The following is a 20,803-nucleotide window of genomic DNA, read 5'->3' on the forward strand; positions in this document are numbered from 1 at the left end:
GGCTGCCATTCGTGTTGCCGGGTGAAACCGCAGGCTTATGGGCGGCCGATGGCGTTGCACACGCTGGCGTTGTTGATGTCCAGCTTGTTGCCCGAAGTGTTGCTGACGAAGTTGGCGGTAATCGCGTTCTTCCAGTTAGTTGGCACGATGCTGAAGCCGTGCGCGAGGGTTGCGGCGGCGTTGCCCGGCACGCTGTAGTGAGTGGTCAGGAACGCTTTGACGTCAGCGGCCACAGTCGCATCCTTGTAGCACTGACCCAGGATCAGGTTGGTGTAGGCGGAGATCGGGTAACCGCTGGCCGGGTTGGCGACCACCGGAGCCCACTGCTCAGGTTTGGTCGGATCAGTCGGCAGAGCGGCGGTCGACAGCGCCGCCGTTACGTTGGCCTGAGTTGGCTGTACGCCGTTGACGCGAGCGACCACCGCGTTGTTGGCGGCGGCAACACCGTCCGGACCGACATAACCGAGCGAACCGTCAACCAGGTTTACGGTTGGCGCTACGTTGGCGGTATCGGCAACGCCTACCCAGTTCGAAGGCAATGCAGAACCGGCTGGCAGGCGCGCATTGGTGAACGTCGAGTTGGTGGCGAACTTGGTTGGGCAGATCGACGCCAGGTGACGGCTGAAGATTTCCGTGGTGCCGCTGGAAGTGCTGCGGTAAACGATGCGGATCGGCGTGGTGTCAGCGGTGCCGAGCAATTGACCCCAAGTGGTCTTGGTGCCGGAGAACGCGTCGCACAGTTGCGCGCTGGTCAGGTTCAAAGCGGTCTGACCGGACTTTTTGTATGGCACGGCAACCGAAGTGGCTACCGATGGCAGCTGGATCAGCGGGCCGTACGCAGTGCCGAAGTTGGTGGTGTAAGTGGTCAGCTCAGCGGTGCTCAGTACCGAATCGCTACCGGCGAAGTGCACGGTGCCGGTGGTGTTGAACAGTGCCGAGTTGTTGGTCAGGAAAGCGCTCTTGCCAGTGCCGCTACCGGTGCCCAGGTAGCTGAAGTTGGCTGGCAGGATGCTGTTGGCAGAACCTTTGTACAGCGCGGCAGGCAGCGTCGCGCCACCACCGGTAACGTTGGCGGCCATGGCCTGGGCGGAAGCCAGAGCGGCGACGGTCAGTGAGGCGGCGATCAGAGTGCGCTTGAACATGAAGAATCTCCTTTTCAACTTGGTTTGGAACACAGGTTTCGGAAGGCTTGCATGACACCGGGAGGTTCCACCGTGGTGGAGCCGCAGGGAGAAATTCGCAGCTTCCGGTGACAGATAAAGGAAAAAACCTCGGGAGCTGCGCGGGGATTTTTGTGCGGATTTCTCGGGTGTTTGCGGGGTATCGCAGGGCGTCTGGATCGCGGGTTTGGCTGAATCGGGCTGGAGCCGTTGGCGGGTGGTTGCAGATGACAGAATGGAGAACCCGAGGATGGTCGGATTGGCGCTCGGGTGGTGCTGAGGCTGGTGAAAAATATTTGAGTTTTTTCGTGTCGGGACTGGCGCTTTCGCGAGCAGGCTCGCTCCTACAGGGGAACGCTTTCCAAATTGTAGGAGTGAGCCTGCTCGCGATAGGGCCAGTCCAGCCACAACCGATTCTGCCTATTGCACAAGTTGGTTGATCTCAATAATCGGCAACAACACCGCCATCACAATCACCAGCACCACCCCGCCCATCACCACGATCATCAGCGGCTCGAGCAACGCGGTCATGCCCATCGCCCGTCGTTCGATATCCCGCGATAGGGTCTGCGCCGCGCGCTCGAGCATCGGCGGCAGCGTGCCAGTTTTCTCGCCGCTGGCGATCAGGTGAATCAGCACCGGCGGGAAAACATTCTCCACCCGCAACGCGGCGGCGAGGTTGACGCCTTCGCGCACTTTCGCCGTGGCCTCGCTGACGCTCAGGCTCAAGCGGTCGTTAGACAGGGTCTGCCGCGCCGCTTCCAGTGCGCGCAACAGCGGCACCCCCGCGCCGCCGAGAATTGCCAGCGTCGAGGCGAATCGCGCGGTGTTCAGGCCGAGAATGAAACGCCCGAACAGCGGCAATTTCAGCACCCGGTGATGCCAGCTCAAGCGCGCCGCCGGATTGCGCAAATACAGCCGCCAGCTCCAGAACGCCCCGGCCATCAGCGCCGCACACAACCAGCCCCAGGCGCGAATGAAATCACTGGCGGTCAGCATCGCCAGCGTCAGCCCCGGCAAATCCTGCCGCGCCTGGGAAAACGCGCTTACGACCTGCGGCACCACATAGCTGAGCAGGAAAATCACAATGCCGATCGACACCAGCCCGACCACGCCGGGATAGATGAACGCGGTAAGAATCTTGCCGCGCAGGTTGTTGCGTTCCTCGATGTAATCGGCCAGGCGTTCCATCACCTGGGCCAGATCGCCGGACTCTTCGCCGGCGGCAATCAGCGCGCGGTAGATCTCGGGGAAATCCCGTGGCCGCGACGCCAGCGATTCAGCCAGACGCATGCCGCTGCGCACATCGGCACGCACGGCGCTGAGGGTCTGGGCTATGTGTTTCTTCTCGGCCTGTTCGACCGTGGCACTCAGCGCGGCTTCCAGCGGCAGACTGGCGCCGAGCAGGCTCGCCAGTTGCCGCGTGGCCCAGGCGAGGTCGTTGTCGGAGAGTTTGGCGCTGAACAAACCACCCCCGCCCTGTCGGGCAACGTTGCTTTCTTCGTGCACCGACAATGCCGTCAAACCGCGCCCGCGCAAGGCACTGAACGCAGCACTCTGGCTGTCCGCCTCAAGGTGCCCGGACTCGATTTTTCCCGTGGCATCCGCCGCTTCAAAACGATAGCGATTCATCAGGCGTCCCGTGTCACACGAAGGATTTCTTCCGGCGCGGTGGCACCGCTGCGAATCCAGCGTTCACCGTCCTCGCGCAGGCTGAACATCCCCGCTTTCGACGCCGCCGCGCGCAAGGCCTGCTCCCCTGCCCCTTGGTGAATCAGCGTGCGGATGTCATCGTCGATGCAGAACAATTCGTGGATGCCGGTGCGGCCGCTGTAACCGGTGTGATTGCACGCTGCGCAGCCGACCGGACGCCAGGTGCCGGGCGTCGCCGGGTCTTCCTGTTTGCACTGATTGCACAGGCGTCGCACCAGGCGCTGCGCAAGCACGCCGAGCATCGATGACGCGAGCAAGAACGGCTCTACACCCATATCGATCAGGCGATTGACCGCCGACACCGCGTCGTTGGTGTGCAGCGTCGCCAGCACCAGATGCCCGGTGAGCGAGGCCTGCACGGCGATTTGTGCGGTTTCGAGGTCGCGGATCTCGCCGATCATGATGATGTCCGGGTCCTGGCGCAGAATCGCCCGCAGCGCGAGGGCAAAGGTCATGTCGATCTTGGCGTTGACCTGAATCTGGCTGATCCCCGGCAGGTCGTATTCCACCGGATCTTCTACGGTGAGGATGTTGCTGGTGCTCGCATCCAGACGCGCCAGCGCCGCGTAGAGGCTGGTGGTCTTGCCGCTGCCGGTCGGCCCGGTCACCAGCACGATGCCGTGGGGCTGGCGGATCAGGTGGTCGAGTCTGGCCAGCACCTGTGCGTCCATGCCGAGGGTTTCCAGCTGCAGGCGCCCGGCCTGTTTGTCGAGCAAGCGCATCACCACACGTTCGCCATGGCCGGTCGGCACTGTCGAGACGCGGATATCGATCGGCCGCCCCGCTACGCGCAACGCGATCCGCCCGTCCTGCGGCAGGCGTTTTTCGGCGATGTCGAGCTGGGCCATGATCTTGATCCGCGACACCAGCGCACCGTGCAACGCCTTGCGCGGCGAGACCACGTCACGCAGGGTGCCGTCGACGCGGTAGCGCACCACCGAATGGGTTTCGAACGGCTCGATATGAATGTCGCTGGCCTCGTCGCGCGCGGCCTGGGTGAGCAAGGCGTTGATCATGCGAATTACCGGCGCGCCGTCCTGGGTGTCGAGCAGGTCGGTGATTTCCGGCATGTCCTGCATCAGCCGATCGAGATCGACCTCGTTCTCGGCCGCGCCGACCACCGCCGCCGCACTGCCGGTGTCGGCGTAAGCGCTGGCGAGCAAACCGTCGAGCTCATCATCGCGCACCTGCTCGACCTGCGTCGCACCGAACTGCCGGCGCACTTCACTGATCGACCAACCGGGCGTCGACGGGCACACCGTCAGCACATCGTCACGCAGCAGAATCCGCTGCGCCTTGGCCCAGGCATAAGGCAATTTACTCACGAAACACTTCTCCCAAGGACCCACGGCTGCACCTCATCCGTGTGGCTAGGGAGCCCGAGCACTGAATTGCTAAGACCGAAGCAGAGCCCACCCCTCCCAAATGCCCACACCCCCCCTGTGGCGAGGGAGCTTGCTCCCGCTGGGCTGCGCAGCAGACCCAAACCCGGCAAACCGGTTTTTTCAGATACACCGAGCGCAGTGGACTTGCGGCGGCTTCGCCCCCGAGTGGGAGCAAGCCCCCTCGCCACAGTCAGCATTCGGCTCAGGGGCCCGAGCACTGAATTGCTAAGATCGAAGCAGAGCCCACCACTCCCAAACTCCAACACACCCCCTGTGGCGAGGGAGCTTGCTCCCGCTGGGCTGCGCAGCAGACCCAAACCCGGCAAACCGGTTTTTTCAGGTACACCGAGTGCAGCGAATTCGCGGCGGCTCCGCCCCCGAGCGGGAGCAAGCTCCCTCGCCACAGTCATCATTGGGCTCATAGTCGTGGGCCTGCTTCAATTGGCACCGCTTTGATCGTGGCGCGAGGACCTGAAGGTGGGACGCCCTCGGCCGCCGCGGGCAATTGCGGCGCTTGCATGTCCGGCATCGCCCAGCTGCGTTCCGGTTGCAAGCCGCCCTGGGCGCGGCGCATGAAGTCGTAGCGGTTGAGGGTGATGCTGCGCCCCGCTTCGCTGTCGCGGATGATGTACGGGCGCAGGAATACCATCAGGTTGGTCTTGGTGATGGCCCGGCGTTCGTTGCGAAACAGCGCGCCGAGTCCCGGAATCGTCGACAGCCACGGCACCGCGTCATTGCTCTGGCTGTAACCGTCCTGCAGCAACCCGCCGAGAACCATGATCTGCCCATCGTCGAGCAGAATGCTGGTGTCGATCGCACGTTTGTTGGTGACGATGCCCGCCGAGGTCACGCTGTTGGACGCGCGCTCATCAATGCTGCTGACCTCCTGGTAGATATCCAGCTTGACCGTGCCGCCCTCGGAAATCTGCGGGCGTACGTTGAGCTTGAGGCCGACCTCTTCGCGGGTCACGGTCTGGAACGGGTTGTTGCTGGTGCCCCCGCCGCCGGTGACGTAGCTGCCGCTGACAAACGGGATGGTCTGGCCGACAAATATGCTCGCCGCTTCGTTGTCCAGGGTCAGCAGGTTCGGCGTCGACAGCACGTTGGTGCCGCCCTTGCTCTTCAGCGCCCGGGCCAGCACTTTCAGGTCGAGAATCTTGCCGATGCCGGGAATGTCGACGGTGCCGTTGACGTAGCCGAGGTTCAAGCCCTGCGGCAGTACGTCGATGCTGTTCTTGGCACTCGTGTTGAGACCCGCGCCGCCGAGATTGGCGCCACCGATCACGCCTTTGCCGCCCAGATTGCCGGTCTGCCATTGCACACCGAATTCACTGGCATCGTCCTCGCCAACCTCAACGATCAAACTCTCGATCACCACTTGCGCACGGCGCTGGTCGAGCAAATCGATGACCTCGCGCAAGTTGCGATACAGCGGCTCCGGTGCGGAAATCAGCAGCGTGTTGGTGGTGGCATCCGCCTGAATCGTCACGCCACCAGCGCTGAAAGCCACGTTCTGTTCGCTACTCTGCGTCCCGCCATTGCTCGCCCCTCCGCCACTACCCTGCGCATAGCTGCCGCCAGTTCCGCCGCTGCCAGTCGTCGTTGAAGTGCCCGTGCTCGGCGTGCTGCTCTGGCCGTTCTGCCCGGCATTGCCGCCGGTGCTGCTGCCCATCGCGCTGAGCACCGATCGGGCCGCGTCGCTGCTGCCGCTGTCGCTCTCGCCGGTGAGCAAACCGCGCAACGCCTGCGCCAGTTTCGCCGCTTGCGCGTTGCGCAGATAAACCACATGCAGATTGCTCGGATTGCTCTGGGCGTTGTCGAGTTTGTAGATCAGGTTGCGCGCCAGCTCGGTGCGCTCGGGGCTGCCGGCGCGGATGATGATGGTGTTCGAGCGCGGGTCGCCAATCACCGCGATTTTCTGCGTCGGATCGTTACCCGGTGCGTCGAGCAAGTCAGCCACCATCGGCGCGATGTCGGCGGCAATGCCGTTCTGGATCTGCACCACATCGGTGTCGATCGCGCTTGGCGTGTCGATGCTCTCGATCAGTTGCGCAACGCGAGTAAGGTTCTCGGCGTAGTCGGTGATCACCACGGTGTTGTTGCCCGGATAGGCATTGATCGGATTGTTCGGCGAAACGATCGGGCGCAGCACCGGGATCAGGTTTACCGCGTTCTCGTATTGCAGGCGAAACGTGCGCGTGAGCATGCCGTTGCCGGCCGGTTTGTCGGCGCTATAGATCGGCCCGCCGAGCAGTTTCGCATCGGCCTCGGGAACCACCTGCGCAACGCCGCCGACATCGACCACGCTGAAGCCTTGCATACGCAACGCCGCGAGCAGCATGTCGTAAGCCTGCCGCGCCGGCACCTGACCTTCCGAGACCAGGGTCAGATTACCCTTGACCCGAGGATCAACGAGAAACTGCTGCCCGGTGGCACGCGACAGCGCACGCACCACCGCCTGAATATCCGCCTCGACGAAGTTCAGCGTCACCGGCTGCTCGCCCAACGGATTACGCGCGACCGAGCTGCTCGGCGCGCCACCGCTACTGCGCCCGCGCTGACTGATGTTGTGCAATTGCTTCGGCACCGGCCTCGCCTGGGCCTGCGCGCGCTCGCGATCAGCCACCGCATCGCCACTGCGCTGGGTGTTGGCCAGCGGCCTGCCGAGTTCACTGTCGACCAACAGCGGTGGCTGATTCTGCGGTGCCGTGGTGCTATTGCACGCGCTCAATGCCATCAGCAACAACGGCAGCGCCAGACGTGCCGGTTTGCAGCGTGACTCCTTCATGAAGCTTCCTTAGCGCCCTGCGCCTGATCCATGCGAACGGTGCCTGACAATGTGCCGGCGGTGACGTCGGTCGAGGCTTCATTTGCGCGCTGCAACTGTGCCTCGACCACCTGCAGAGAAAGTTGTGACGGCTGGCTGAGCAGCCAGTCCAGCAGCACATCGGCCGGCGCGGCGTCGACATTCAACTGCCACGCGCCGCCGTCTGCCGCTTGTAATTGGTAATGCCCGGCCAGCCCCGCCGCTTGCAGACTTTGCTCCAGCGACTCGCCAACGCTTTGCCCTTGCGGTCGCACATTGACGCTGCGCAACAGCACTTCCAGCGCCTCTGTTTGCGCGCGCAACTTGGGCGTTTCGCTCTGCCAAAAAGTGATCGTGGCCAACGGCGGCTTGACCAGCGTCAGCCAGATCAGCAGACCGACGAGCACCACGGCCATGCCGGCGACCATGCGTTTTTCACGCAGCGCCAACGGCTGCCAACGCGCCTGCAACTGGCTGCTGAAGCGCTGCCAGCGCGCACGGTAAATCGCCAGCGTCGCCCTACTCATCGTCTGCTCCGCTGTCATCGTCTTCGTTGGTGTTGGCGGTGGATTCATCGGTCGGGCGCAAGGTCCAGCCTTGGTCATCGGCAGTGACGCTGATGCCGGCCTGGGCCAAGGTGCTTTGCCAGTCCTTGTCGTTGCCGCCACGGCTTGCATCGCTGAGCAAGGCCAGCTGCAAGACGCCGTCGCGGTAAATCAGGCGCTCGACACTGCCGGCCATGAACGGCATGCCCGTGCCGGCCTGCAACACCAGCCGATTGAAATTCTGCGCCGGGTCATCGACCGCGCCTTTTTGCCGCTGCTCCAGTTGCTGACGCGCCTGTTGCAACGGGTTGAGAATCACCGGCAATTCCGGGAACGCCTGCTTCACCCGCTGACTCATCTGCGCCTTCAACTGCTGGCCCTGACGCGCTTCGCGAGCGGCGTACAGATTCAGCCCGACCACCCAGACTGCCACCGCCAAAGCCACACACCCGACTGCACGACCCCACCCGCGTTGCTCGCCGCCGGTTTGCTGCAGGCCACCGTGCAAACCCCAACCGGGCAAGGGACCGATCCAGCGCTGTGCTGATCCGGCTTCAAACGATGCCTCATCAACTTCGTCACCGAGCAACGGCTCAACCTGCGCACTGTTCAAACTCTCGCGCCGGAGCAAATGCCCGTCCGCCACACAAGCGACAACCCCCGGCAGCACCGGCAGGCTATACGGCGCCGGATACAAACCGCGCAGACTCAAACCCGCCTGCTTGAGCAGCGCAGCCAGACGCTGCAAGTGCTGCTGCGAGACCCAGGCGATTTGCACCTGACCGCTCGCATCGCGAGGGCTGTGGCCGATATGCATATGGTTGCTGTCGCCGAGCATCAATGCCTGCGCCGCGCACTGCACAGCGGCCGCGGTTTTGTTCGCAGGCAGCGGCGGCAGATCAATGCTGGCGAGCAGGCTGTCCGCCGGATGCAGAAAACACAGCAGCGGCGGTTGCTTTGGCCGTTGCCCCAACTGACTCAAGGTGAGCCGTTCCTCACGACTGACCTGCCCCTGACGATCCAGCCAGGCGCAGCTCACTTCGCTGTGCAACTCCAGCTCCGCCAGCGGCGGCAAAGCGACGCGCAACTGGCTCATGCGCCCACCCGCGACCAGATCACCTGCGGCAGCCGATCCTCACTGCGGTGCAGCAAAGCGTCGAGGCTGACCCGGCGCTGATCCCGTCGCGCCTCACCGCGCAAACGAAACCAGTCACTGGTGATGCCGACTTTGACATTGCTCATTTCCAGCTGCGGCATGCGCAAGCGGTTCACAAAATCGCCGCGATTGATAAACCAGCGCCCCGCGTCACGCTCGGCAATCAACGCCGTCGCCCGCTCCAGCGAAAGCCCCGGAACATACGCCGCCAGCACCTGCGCCGTAGCGGTATTGCCGTTGATCCACGTCGTCGCCGGAATTACCGTCACGTACGGCGCCAGTTGGCCGATCAGTGCATCGGTGACCCCTTCGACGCTGCGCAGATCATCGAGTGTGCGCAGCATCGGCACCTTCGGCGGTTGCGGTTTATGCGCGGCATCCGGCGAAGTCGCGCGGCCACTGTCGAAACCCGCTTTGCCGGTCGCGCCAATCTGCGCATTCAGCAAATACGGGTAACCAGCAATCACCCGCTCGCGAATGCGCTGACTGACAACGGCACTCACACCGGTCAACTCGCACAAGCGCTCGAACGCCTGCACCTGCGCCGCATCGATTCGCTCATTGGCCACCAGATTGCGCAGGTTGAACTTGCCCTGCTCATCCTCCAGCCGCCCGGCAAAACCCGCCGCCAGCAACGGCTGCGCCCAAGGCTGATCACGCTGGGTCAACGGATCACGCAGGCGCGCATCCCACAGCAACTGCCGGCTGATCTCCAGACCACCCTGCGCCACCCAACGCCCCTGCACCCGCTGCTGATCGGCCTCCAGCGCCCGGGTCGCCACGCTCTGCCGCGTCAGCATCCCCGCCGCAATTACCGCCACCACGGCGGCAATCAACAACGCGCTGATAATCGCCATGCCCCGTTGCTTCGCCCCGTTGAGCGAACCTGTGTTCACGGCCGGCCTTACAACTGCCAGGAACCGATATCGGCATTCACGCCATCGCCGTCAGGCTGGCCATCGGCGCCGAGGGAAAAGATATCGACCTCACCATTCGCGCCCGGGTTGAGGTACTGATAAGGCCGGCCCCACGGGTCATTCGGCAAACGCTCCAGATACGAACGCCAGTTGCTGTTCTTCGCATCCGCCGGCCGCTCGACCAGCACCTTCAGCCCCTGGTTCATGCTCGGGTAAGTGCCGTGATCGAGGCGATACAACTTCAACGCCTGCATCAACCCACCAATATCCTGCTTCGCCGCCGTCGCCCGCGCCTGATCCGGCCGGTCAAGCACCTTGGGCACCACCATCGCCGCCAGAATCCCCAGAATCACCACCACCACCATGATCTCGATCAAGGTAAAACCCTGCTGCCCACGCGGCATGCGCGGCGACTGACTGAGCGTTTTCAAAGGTGCGATATCCATCTCGACATTCCCTGGCTTGATCCGAATTCGACGCGCAGTGTTGCAAGAAGATATGTCAGGGATGTTGAAAATCCTCGGGTGTTTCCGTCGTCAAGCCGTCAAGGACGGGGGTTAGCGTCGAGGGCTGGATTTTGGTTTTGGGCCATGTATGCACGCGCGAACGCGAGAGGAAGGATTCACCCTGATTGAAGTGCTGGTGGCACTGGCGATCATCGCCGTGGCCATGTCAGCGGCCGTGCGCGTGGCCGGGTTGATGACGCAGAGTAATGGGGTGTTGCGGGATAGATCGATTGCGCTGATTGCGGCGCAGAGTCGGATGGCTGAGTTGCGTCTGGAGGGCCGGTTGCCGACTGGGATGAAGGCTGTTGAATGTGATCAAGGAAGATTGTTGTTGCGCTGTGAACAGGTGATCGCCAGCGCAGAGAATGGACGGCTGCTCAAGGTTGGAATCCAAGTATTCGACCGCAACCAGGATGCGCCGCCGCTGGCCAGACTGGAGACCTTATTGTCACGGCCGGGAAGCCCCTCACCCTAGCCCTCTCCCGAGGGAGAGGGAACCGATTCGGGGATGTTCGAGAGATACGCCGACCTGAACGCATCGCTCTGAATCCAGCATCGCTGAAGCCCAGCAAAGCCATAGTCGCTAAGGTCTTCCAGGTCGATGTACAACAAAAGACACCTCGGTCGGCCCCCTCCCAGAAGAAACATTTCCAGATACTGAGACAGGCCAGAAGCCATCATTGCCCTGACAATGCTATCGTCCCCTCCTTTTTCAAATTTCTGACAGATTATGAATAGCACCAAATCCTCAATCCGGGCGGCTGCACCCGCGTCAGGCATCCCTGAATCAATGGATACCTGACATGCCCAAGACATCGCAGAACGCGAGATTAAAAAAGTTGCTGGCTGTGAGCGAGGCCAGTGTTGAAAGCGCCGAATCCAAGACCGACCTATTGAACGTGATCCAAGACTTCGCCTCGTACAGTGGCCCGCTCGAATTCGATCGAACACGCTCATGGTGGTTTTTCGGCACTGGCCTGTTATTGATCGCGAGCACTGTGGCCCTCTACTGGTTTGAGAACACCTACAGCGTCGTTTATTTTTTTTACCGGCTGCAACTTGATCCCGACTTTTTCGCCATGGCGCCTAGTTTGCTCGGCCTGGTGATTGTCGTTTGGAGTCTGGCATGGATGAAATCCAAATCTGGTCGCTTGCCTTCGCTCAGCAGCAGAATTGCTCAACTGTCGTCCTTCTTTCACAACGGTTTGATCTGCCTGGAAGAAGATTCGGACCGAACCCTCAACAGGCTGGATGCGCAATTTGGTGATTACAGCCGGGGCAACTACAGCCGCAGTTTGGTTGAATCGATTCAGGGCGTATTCACCGGCACGCTGCGCAAAATCCCGTACACGTACCGCCAGTTGCACTACGTCAACAGACGCAAGGTGCACACCACGGTGACCGACAAAGATGGAAACAAAAGAACGGAGACGCGCGTGGTGTACGACCACTACGACCGATACAGCCTGGTCATCGACTTTCCATGGGTGACCGGTATATCCGTCAGATCTGATGATCAGTCAGAGAACGACTATGCGTGGCCCATGGACACGGCTTCTCTGGATTTCAACAAAGCATTCCGGTTGACGGGCCAGAGCGAGATGCTTTGTGCAAAATTCATCAAGCCATCCACAGTGCTGCACTTGCTGAAGCTATTCGACATTCTCCATCGTCCCAACCTGGAGTTCTCCGACAACGGAAAACTCTGCCTCAGCTTTGCAAACAACGACCTGTTCACGTTCAGTACGGAGTATTCGCTGACTTCACCCAACGAGTTTTACGCAGAAATTGACGCCGGTATCGAACTGCCGCGCCTGATGTCTGTGCTCCAATGGAGCCATGAACTCAGTGAGCTGCACGATGACAACTTCAGCTCCCTCCCCCCTGTAAACCGCCAAGAGAAATAAGCATGGACATTGCACTCATCCTCGTCGCTGTTATCGCTTTAGTCATCGTCATAGTGGGCTTCAGCATCTACAACGGCATCATCGGGGGCCACAACCGAGTACAACGCGCCTGGTCGGACGTTCTCGTTTACGAACGGCAGAAGACCAAAGTGCTCGACCAGCTTCAAAAGGTACTTGGAGACTTTATGGTTTATGAAGCCAGTCTCCTTGAAAAAATCACCGGCCTGCGCAGCGCGATCAACGCCCTCCCCGCCGGCGCAAACGGCAATGCCCTCGCGACCGTTGAAACCGCCTCGCGGGAGCTGATGGGTGGCTTGCGCATCGCTTTCGAGGCCTACCCTGACCTGAAAGCATCAGAAGCGGCGAACAACATGATGCGTGAAATTGCCGAACAACAAGAGAACGTCGGCGCAGCCATCACCATCTACAACCGCAACGTCGAGCTGTTCAACAACTCCATCGAAATGTTCCCAGGCTCGGTGGTCAATGGCCTGCTCAACAAGAAAACTCGCGTAACACCGTTCTCCGATACCGAAGCTTCGCAAGGTTTCTCTTACACCCCGAATATCTAAACCCGCGTCATGCGTCGAACCCATCACCCATCAGGGTGATGGTCGATCACCTCGCTTCTTGTTAGACCGACCCTAATTTTGCCAAGCGCAATGCCGAAAGCAGAAAAAGGTGGGGATCTCGGCCTAGTCCACGACTCTGTAATCAGCACAAATCCCTGTGGGAGCGAGCCTGCTCGCGATAGCGCCAGCCCAAACAACCAATCAACCCGCTGGCGCCCCCGCACATCACAACTCGAGAATTTTGCCCGCAAGAGCAAGTCGCGTAGGCTGCTGCTTTTGCACAAACAATATGCACCCGCAAGGACGCACAGGACTGCCCATGAACACGACACAAGACTGGCTGGCTCGGTTGGCACGCAATCAAGGACAGCTTTCCCATTATGAAAACTATCGGCGCAACGAGGCGCTGGAGATACTCGCTCACTTCAATAACACCGGCACATGGGCAGACGTGAGCAATCACTCCAACGGTTTCGTCCGGGAAGTCGCTGTGCGAGAACTGTGCAGGCAACCATCCCCCGAAGCATTAGCCGTGTTGATCGAACGTCTGAACGATTGGGTCCCTCAGGTTCGCGACTTGGCAGCGGATGGCCTGAAGCACTACCTGTCACCAGCTCACACCCAGGCATGGTTATCAGCACTGGAACCCTTGATGGCATTGGCAGCGCAACGCCGGGTCGACCACGCCCAGACACTGTCGGCGGTCCGAGCGATGCTGCAATCGGTGGACTGCTGGGATGAGGTCTACGCCGACTTCTTGAATCGCCAGGGCAAAGCCGCGCGCTACCTGTTTACGCTTTTGCTTGAAGCCCCCGAGACTGCCGAAACGCTGATACGCAGCGCGTTGGCTCATCGCGAGTTGACCGTACGGTTGATGGCGGTGTCGGCGAGCCTGACACTGCCGGCGACGCAGAGTCTGCCGTTGCTCCTTGAAGCCATGTCTCACCCCGGTGCCAAAATCCGCGTACGCGTGCTTTATGCGCTGCTGCCGCTGCTCGTCGATCCGAAACCTGTACTGCGCGAAACTTTGTTGGATGTTTCACCGGCGGTCCGCAATCTCGCGCTATGGGCTGCGGCTCGTAACGAAGTTGATGCGCGCGCAGTCCTCACCCAGCGCTTAAGCCAGCCTCTACCCACGGCAAAACAACATTGGCTGGGCGTGATTGGCCTCGCCGCAGAACTGGCGGTGGAGTTGCCAGAGCGATGGCATACACCTGCGCTGCGCTCGAGCTATGTGACCGTGCGCCAAGCCGCAACACGCCTGCTTCGCGATGATCAACTGTCTGAGCTGTTCGAGGCGCTTGATGATCCTTCGGACAAAGTATTTGCGGTGGTGATTGCGAAACTGGACAAAATACCGTGGTCCGTATTGAACATCAGATTGACGGCCAAACTTGATCAAGACTGGCATGAGCTTACGTCGAAACGGCGCAGCACCATTTTCCGGCTTGCTCCGACGTGGCAACAACTCGGCTACTTGCTGAAACGCCTCGACACCGGGCACGCCGGTCAAACCTATTGGCTCGGCCAAATCGATGCGTGGTGTGACAGGCAGTACCTCGCTTTCGATCCGATAACTCCCAAGACCGATCGCGCCGCATGGCAAGAAAAGCTTCGTGAATTAAAGGCAAACGGGCAGATCCGCTCGGGTGCGCGGTAGTCATGACTGGTTTTTTTCGAGCTACAAGTCAGTTGAAGGAACTGTGAAATCAAAGCTTCGATCCTTGTACTTGTCGCACTTTATTGCATGGGTATCAGCGCTGCGTTTGCCCATGATTTACAGACGCCAAGCGACATTCACGGGCCAGCCCGCATCGTCGTCGGTGAGCGTTTGGCTGCGGCCAAATCCAAGCTCGTCAAACAAGGATGGAAGCCAACGCGAATGCACACCACCGACGGTTATGAATACAGTGGCGTGGAGAGGGAGCTGGCTGCACGCAACTACTTCGAACTGGACACCTGCTCGTTTGATAGCTCGCGCTGCATCTTGTACTACTCGAAGAAAGGCTCATGCCTGCGCGTCGATACGATAGGTGAGCAGTTCAAAGACATGACAGTCACGCGATGGACCCGTGAATGTCCTGAAGCGGCTCAATAATCACGTAAAACTAAACCGACCCGCTCCCACAGGTTTCAGCGACAATCTCCGTGACCAACGCAGAACCCTGTGGGAGCCAGCCTGCTGGCGATAGCGGATTATCAGGCAGCAGAAACAGCGCATCTGCCATCGCTGCCAGCCCTACTCCACATCAACCCGGCAATTCCAAATTATCTAGCGCCCGATTCACCGCCAGCTCCCCCAACATGATCAGTTGAGCAACCCCCAACAACGCCCGCCGCTGGGGCGCTGGCAGCAAACTGGAAATGTCCTGAGCAATCGTCTTCGCCGAAGCAAGCGTTTCACTCGCATCAGCCAGCAGTTCTTCATTCTTGGTATCCGCCGTCACCGCATACATCCCTCGCGCCTTACGCGGCGGAGGCAGGAGATTGTTTGGCGACAGGTAATGATTGAGCGCGCGATCGGCGGCTTCGTGGAGCTTGTTTGAATCGAGGGATTCGTAGGGAGACGTAGGATCGGTTTCGGGTGGGTTGGGGGTTGGTTTGATCATGGTGAAGCTCCTTGATGACTGGAGCCGCCACCGTTCGCGGTCAAACAAACAGGGTGGCAGCTGTACGCGGGTTGACCGACCGGACATCAAGGAATCCGGCACACCCGAAGGTGTCCCACGCACAGCCACCGCAACAGAATTTCAGACAATGCCTGAACAGGTGCAGAACGCTGGCGCGCCTTGATATTGGGCGGACGGTCAAATCCGATCGCTGATTTGTCAGCGACCGCACCACAATAGAACCCGCCCCCAAGGCACACAAGCCGGCGGATTCTGGCGTAGCTGTAGGCAAAGGCGCAAGGATATGTAGCCTGAGAACGTCACTGGAGATGTCTTTTTAAACGTTTGTGTTTATGGCGCCACGTTGGGCGGGACAGGTGCGTCCCGGATGGACCCGTCGAACCGATTTTCAAGCATGCAAAAAGGCAGCTTTTGGCCAGAATCAGCCTACCGCTTCGAACAAAGTTCGGCTGTGCTTCTCTCGCAGACACCATCTCGTAGGACCATCTACCGAAAACGCTTGGAAATTCAACCGGCGCTTGCCCCGACGCTGATTATCAAGCGTTTCTGTACGAATTTGAGGGTAGGGTCTATTGTTTCCTGAGAAAGCTCTAGGCATTCAAGATGTAAGTATTCGATGGTGCCACGAGTCATAAAGGGGCAACGAAGTTTAATCTCGGCATGATGAAGCAGAACAGCCTGGAGGCAACCAAGTGACGTCAACGACATTAGTAGTGCGAACGAATCCTTTGGGCGACACAACTGCAGAAAACGACGAAAAAATGCTTTCCAATGCCTTCATTGAAACTCCCGATTTTCGTACTTTAGTAGAATCCGATGACAGAACTGTCGTAGTTGGCAGGCGAGGTACCGGCAAAAGCGCGCTATTCATTAACTTAAAAAAGCACTGGATCAAGGACAAAAAGGTAATAACACTTACCTTTTCTCCAGAAGACACCGAGATCATTGGCTTCAGATCACTCCTAAAGCCGTTCTCCAACTCGTTCGTATTATCTAGAGCAGCGACTAAATTGTTATGGCGCTATGCAATTTTAATGGAAATCGCCAGCTATATATCCAAACACTACAAGCTTGCCGAACTTGTCGCTAAAGAAGAAGCGCTTAGAGAGCATGTCGCACGATGGAATGACTCACAAACACCATTTTTAACTAAGTGCAGAAGGATTGCAAAAGCCTTTTTATCAGTGGACTCACCCGAAGAAGCGATCGGAGACTTACCATTCAACTTAGATCTAAGTACAGTGGAAGATCTTGTATTGAAGATTTTGCAACGAACTGACCGACGAGTCGTTATATTGATGGATAGACTTGATGAAGGCTATGAATCAGATGCTGTTGGCATCGGAATTATTGCTGGACTAGCTTATGCCGCTGTAGAGCTTAATCAGAAATCAACACTCATTAGACCTATAATATTTTTGCGTGACAACGTATTCAGAGCTCTAGCGAAGGAGGATCCCGACTACTCTAGAAACTTAGAAGGCCAGGTAATACGCCTGCACTGGGACTGGCCGCTTCTGTTGCAACTAGCAGCTACAAGGATGAAGCTGAGTTTCAAGGTCGACATTGAGAAGGATCAACGAGTTTGGGACCGGTGTACAGCAGGCGAGTTGCAGGGTCGAGAAGGTTTCAAAAAATGTCTTCAATTTACGTTGTATCGCCCTAGAGACCTACTCTCGTTACTTAATGAGTCGTTCTTTTGCTCATTTAGACACGGACGCAACACCGCTATACTGGACGACTTAGAATATGCTGCAAAGTCAATCTCAGTGGCGAGACTTGAAGATTTATGGAAAGAGTACCAAAAAATATTCCCACCTATACAGTCAGTCACGAGCGCTTTTAAAAATTCGGAACCAGAATTATCCGTGATGGCAGCCTTGGCCAAGATTGATCTGGCAACTGAGTCATTAGAAGATAGCGATGACCAAGCCTCACTAGCAGAGGCACGTTTACTAGGATCAACGGGGTTGCTGCAATCACTATACAGTATCGGCTTCATCGGTTTACACGATCAAAACCTTTCCTCATATTCGTTTTGTCATGATGGGCGTACTCCAGATAAAGGATTTGAAAGCGCCGATAGAATTCTGGTCCATCCCTGCTATTGGCTTGGTTTGAACCTAAGTCGAAACGCACTATCTCCGGAAGAAGCAGAAGAAATAAATGATGAGTACGACATCAAAATTGATTCGCTAAATCCGAAAATCAGAAACACAAAAATCGGCCAAATTGTTTCGCAGCTTGATAAAATCCCGCTAGGGCGCGAAGGTGATCGTGATTTTGAATTATGGTGTCTGGAGGCATTGAAGGTGATTTTCGCCGCCCATCTGCTTGGGTTACAACTACATCCGAACGGTGCTGCTGTTCAACGTAGAGATATCATAGGCACGAACCGCGGCAAATCGGACTTTTGGAGCCGCGTACTACTTGACTATAAAAGTAGGAATGTAGTCTTCGACGCAAAAAACTACCAAGAACTAGGGCCAGACGAATATCGACAATTACAGTCCTATCTTACCGGTTCGTATGGAAAGCTTGGATTTATTATTAACAGGGACGACAGTGAAAACCTCATTACTGGAAAAGATCTCGACTGGACGAAGGAGATGCATGCCTCTCATCAATGCTTGATAATTAAGCTGCCCGCCAAGTTTATCAGCAAGCTACTTCAAAAACTAAGAAGCCCTGAAAAGCACGATGTAGTGGATCGCCAAATGTGGAATCTACTTACAACTTATGAAACCAATTATCTTGGTCTAAAAAGCACAAGGGCTCGTAAAAAGCCCACTAGCGTTAAACGAGCGTGAACATATTTACATCCTAATATTATCATTTCCTCGAACTTAAGAACGTCCGCTATTTACCAATAGCCTCTGCGGACGTCAACACTCGGCTACATTCGACTTGAAGCGGACTCTTTTCTTCGTTATCCCGAAAAACCCGACGCTGCCCCGGCGAGCAGCGATTGGGCTTTTTCATTCACTTACTTATCGTTGGCTCGGCCAAAATAAGTAGACTCACATCTGGATGTAAGACTGCTTCTTATCCGGCCCTCTCCATCTGCCTCTTTATCGACCAGTCCCATTTCTTTTAATTTACTTGTTCTGCGCCCTACCATTTGATGGGTGGTGTCAATGAGTGCAGAAATCTCGCCTGCCCTCATATCTCTTTGCTCCTCGTTGAGTGCACTAATTATGTCGAGTTCTATTGGCTCCAGCATAATATCTTTGTCTAAGAGAGCAACTTCTTCTCTAAAATCATCCGACAAGTTTGCGACAGAACAAAGACCTTCTTGACAATCGGGACAGCGCCATTTAAAAAATTCAAATTTTTCCCTATTGTCCATGGAGTGACACATGCCACAAGTGTTGCATCTGATCGTTTGGTTGCTTGACAAAAACTGATGAACTGCCCGAGTATATTCAAAGCAGCGCTGTTGAAAATAATGTCTAAAAGGGCGCCCTTCTGGATACCCCCAACTCATGCGCTCGCTTTCACAAAGCCCCAAGAAAAATGAATACGCAATAACTTCACGATTATCTTTCGCGCGCATTTTCTTATAGCGAGAAACAAAAAAATTCGATTCTAACGATGAAAGCATGTCCTCCAGCCCAGGACTTACAGTAAAATGACTCGTCGGCGGATTTTGACCTAGATCCTTAAAGTAGTCACCACCTACTTCTTTAGATATTATCCTGCGCTTAACATCTTTTGCTTCGTTAATTAGGCAAGCAAGTAACTGGCTTTGATTATGCCTGTCCAGCTTATTCTCAAAAGGCTCAAGGGCGTACCGATTTAAGCGATCGAAATATTTGGATATTGTGTTTTCATAATACTTTCTAGATGCTAGGCGAATCGACGCACCAGTGATTTTTTGACCTTTTGAGATTCTATCTAAGTAAAGTAAATGTAGAAGATGCCCCATTATTCTGGGTACGTTAAAAGACGCCTGAAACATCAGCCTCATCATGTCTTCACGAGTTATCTCTGAGGAAAATTCGAAATAACTTGCAAGATCAACTCCGAAGACTTTGAATCGTGTATCCAACAGCCTGGACGCATATGATGACGCAGAACGTTCCATCTCCTGCACCTCAGTAGCTTCGTAAAGGTCCGAAAAATCTAGGCTAATAGTGTCAGACTTACCAGGATCGATTTTTCCGTAGTAAACCCTTCCAGGATAACCTGCAACTTTGAGCTTAACTGCTTCATTACTGGAGTTATTCAGCGGTGAGAGAACGACATCAACAAATAACCTTTGATCGACAAAACTCAACTCTGAAAAATCATCAAAAAATGCAACTAGCCGGACTAGCCCCGCACCGGAGATCAGACTCTGTATATCTTCTATTATTTCAGAGAACGGAAAAGATTTGAGTACGACATCGGAATATTCATTATACACATCACTATCATCAAGCGTTTTGTCGAAATCACTCAGTGATTCTGTTAGATCAGCTGAAGCTTCGGCTCCAGTGACGGAAGCCTTGCCGCTAACTTTTGCAGCTTTATCTCGCTTCAAAGATGTTTCTTGCTGCTTTTTTAGTCGCAATTGATGCGTTATTTTTTGCAACACCGGAATCTCATGAAGCTCTAGTTTTGCACTTTTTATCCGATCCCTTAAATTAGCTAGACTAGAAAGTAGTTCTTCATAATTGCGTCGAACACCCGTCCATCGATCCCACAAAGAAAGCTTTTCGCACACGGCGCCTATTTCCTTGAGCATTTCTCCGATCACTTTGCCGAGCATTACCTTCCTCAGCATATGAGACCGATAGGCCACAGCAGATATGCCGTTTGATGTTAAATCATCTGGCGACATTTCAATAGTATCTAGCACGTCATATAGCGATTTAACATCTATATAGATAGATATAATATCTTTCCTTTCCCGCATTGCGGACTGCGCGCGAGCAAAAACTGTACTCTTGCCGGTGCCTTTTCGCCCCAAAAGAAAAGTCGTATTACTAGATAACACTGACTGTAATACCGCATCCCCTGGGAGTGGGTCAACATAGAGTTGATCTACGGGCTTTGCTCCGGTTTCGCTTTCGAAATCCCGCAGCTCTGCACGACGATATTGGCGTAAGGACTCTGCAATTTTTGAAAACTTATCCAATTCCATTTTATATTCCATTATAACCAAAGCGATTTTCACTAAAGCCATGGATACGAACCGTGTCGACCGCTGGCATTATGCGTTTTATACAAGATCAATCGTATTTAGATTACTTCATTCGGTCCCACTAGCTGAAGCGACTGTCGTTATAGTGAGATTGGGACGTGGCCGATTGAGCAACAAAATCGAGGTTTTGACAAGTCTGCTTTTAGCGGAAGGCGGACAAACATTGTTGTGCTTTTAGATGAGAGCAAGCGCCGAGACTAATTTTTTTGCTTTTCTCCACCCTACAATTCCGGCCGGATCAACCGCGGCAAAACCACTCCCTCCCTCAACTTCTCAACCCCCAACCTCACCCTCTCCCCACCCCGCTCAATCACGTGT

Annotated in this window: 16 protein-coding genes; 6 read left to right on the forward strand and 10 right to left on the reverse strand. The window is 56.5% G+C overall.

Features of this window, described 5'->3' with window-relative positions:
- Window positions 1-35: 35 nt before the first annotated feature.
- The 8 genes from AEQ63_RS08525 to gspG all read right to left on the reverse strand — a co-directional run bounded on the left by AEQ63_RS08525 (window position 36) and on the right by gspG (window position 10,128).
- On the reverse strand, window positions 36-1,142 hold the full coding sequence (locus AEQ63_RS08525; protein ID WP_064362798.1) for a substrate-binding domain-containing protein: 1,107 nt from the start codon (window positions 1,140-1,142) through the stop codon (window positions 36-38).
- Between the two features lie 438 nt (window positions 1,143-1,580).
- Window positions 1,581-2,792: a type II secretion system inner membrane protein GspF gene (gene gspF, locus AEQ63_RS08530; RefSeq protein ID WP_064362800.1), complete on the reverse strand. Its 1,212-nt coding sequence runs from the start codon at window positions 2,790-2,792 to the stop codon at window positions 1,581-1,583.
- Window positions 2,792-4,198, reverse strand: a complete 1,407-nt coding sequence (gene gspE, locus AEQ63_RS08535) for a type II secretion system ATPase GspE (protein ID WP_064362802.1) — start codon at window positions 4,196-4,198, stop codon at window positions 2,792-2,794. The genes gspF and gspE overlap by 1 nt, the downstream gene beginning before the upstream one ends.
- 478 nt (window positions 4,199-4,676) lie before the next feature.
- Window positions 4,677-7,046, reverse strand: a complete 2,370-nt coding sequence (gene gspD, locus AEQ63_RS08540; protein ID WP_064362804.1) for a type II secretion system secretin GspD — start codon at window positions 7,044-7,046, stop codon at window positions 4,677-4,679.
- The gene (gspM, locus tag AEQ63_RS08545) at window positions 7,043-7,591 is read right to left on the reverse strand and encodes a type II secretion system protein GspM (protein WP_064362806.1); all 549 of its coding nucleotides are present in this window, start codon (window positions 7,589-7,591) and stop codon (window positions 7,043-7,045) included. The genes gspD and gspM overlap by 4 nt, the downstream gene beginning before the upstream one ends.
- Window positions 7,584-8,705 carry a type II secretion system protein GspL gene (gene gspL / locus AEQ63_RS08550; RefSeq protein ID WP_064362807.1) on the reverse strand — a complete coding sequence of 374 codons (1,122 nt, stop codon included), beginning with the start codon at window positions 8,703-8,705 and terminating at the stop codon, window positions 7,584-7,586. Before gspL ends, gspM begins: the two co-directional genes overlap by 8 nt.
- Window positions 8,702-9,622: a type II secretion system minor pseudopilin GspK gene (gene gspK / locus AEQ63_RS08555; protein ID WP_064362809.1), complete on the reverse strand. Its 921-nt coding sequence runs from the start codon at window positions 9,620-9,622 to the stop codon at window positions 8,702-8,704. Before gspK ends, gspL begins: the two co-directional genes overlap by 4 nt.
- Window positions 9,623-9,669: 47 nt before the next feature.
- Window positions 9,670-10,128 (reverse strand): type II secretion system major pseudopilin GspG, encoded by a 459-nt coding sequence (gene gspG / locus AEQ63_RS08560; protein ID WP_056789534.1) that lies wholly within the window; start codon window positions 10,126-10,128, stop codon window positions 9,670-9,672.
- Window positions 10,129-10,276: 148 nt separating this feature from the next.
- On the opposite strand from gspG, the gene gspI reads away from it, so the two are divergent.
- The 5 genes from gspI to AEQ63_RS08590 all read left to right on the forward strand — a co-directional run bounded on the left by gspI (window position 10,277) and on the right by AEQ63_RS08590 (window position 14,765).
- Entirely contained in the window at window positions 10,277-10,663 is a 387-nt protein-coding gene (gene gspI / locus AEQ63_RS08565) for a type II secretion system minor pseudopilin GspI (RefSeq protein WP_064362810.1), read from the forward strand.
- Window positions 10,664-10,991: 328 nt separating this feature from the next.
- On the forward strand, window positions 10,992-12,095 hold the full coding sequence (locus AEQ63_RS08575) for a hypothetical protein (RefSeq protein WP_064362815.1): 1,104 nt from the start codon (window positions 10,992-10,994) through the stop codon (window positions 12,093-12,095).
- 2 nt (window positions 12,096-12,097) lie between these two features.
- The gene (locus AEQ63_RS08580) at window positions 12,098-12,667 is read left to right on the forward strand and encodes a LemA family protein (RefSeq protein WP_064362818.1); all 570 of its coding nucleotides are present in this window, start codon (window positions 12,098-12,100) and stop codon (window positions 12,665-12,667) included.
- A 319-nt stretch (window positions 12,668-12,986) separates the two neighbouring features.
- On the forward strand, window positions 12,987-14,327 hold the full coding sequence (locus AEQ63_RS08585) for a HEAT repeat domain-containing protein (RefSeq protein WP_064362819.1): 1,341 nt from the start codon (window positions 12,987-12,989) through the stop codon (window positions 14,325-14,327).
- Between the two features lie 87 nt (window positions 14,328-14,414).
- A complete protein-coding gene (locus AEQ63_RS08590) occupies window positions 14,415-14,765 on the forward strand; it encodes a hypothetical protein (RefSeq protein WP_236705246.1) in 351 nt (116 codons plus the stop codon).
- A 151-nt stretch (window positions 14,766-14,916) separates the two neighbouring features.
- On the opposite strand, the gene AEQ63_RS08595 is transcribed toward AEQ63_RS08590, so the two are convergent.
- A complete protein-coding gene (locus AEQ63_RS08595; RefSeq protein ID WP_042606808.1) occupies window positions 14,917-15,276 on the reverse strand; it encodes a DUF6124 family protein in 360 nt (119 codons plus the stop codon).
- A 713-nt stretch (window positions 15,277-15,989) separates the two neighbouring features.
- On the opposite strand from AEQ63_RS08595, the gene AEQ63_RS08600 reads away from it, so the two are divergent.
- The gene (locus AEQ63_RS08600) at window positions 15,990-18,107 is read left to right on the forward strand and encodes a P-loop ATPase, Sll1717 family (protein ID WP_236705247.1); all 2,118 of its coding nucleotides are present in this window, start codon (window positions 15,990-15,992) and stop codon (window positions 18,105-18,107) included.
- Window positions 18,108-18,283: 176 nt separating this feature from the next.
- On the opposite strand, the gene AEQ63_RS08605 is transcribed toward AEQ63_RS08600, so the two are convergent.
- Entirely contained in the window at window positions 18,284-20,467 is a 2,184-nt protein-coding gene (locus AEQ63_RS08605) for a PHD finger domain-containing protein (RefSeq protein ID WP_201784915.1), read from the reverse strand.
- Window positions 20,468-20,803 lie beyond the last annotated feature (336 nt).

The organism is Pseudomonas sp. RIT-PI-o, from assembly GCF_001297215.1.
GTDB classification, from domain to species: Bacteria; Pseudomonadota; Gammaproteobacteria; order Pseudomonadales; family Pseudomonadaceae; genus Aquipseudomonas; species Aquipseudomonas moraviensis_A.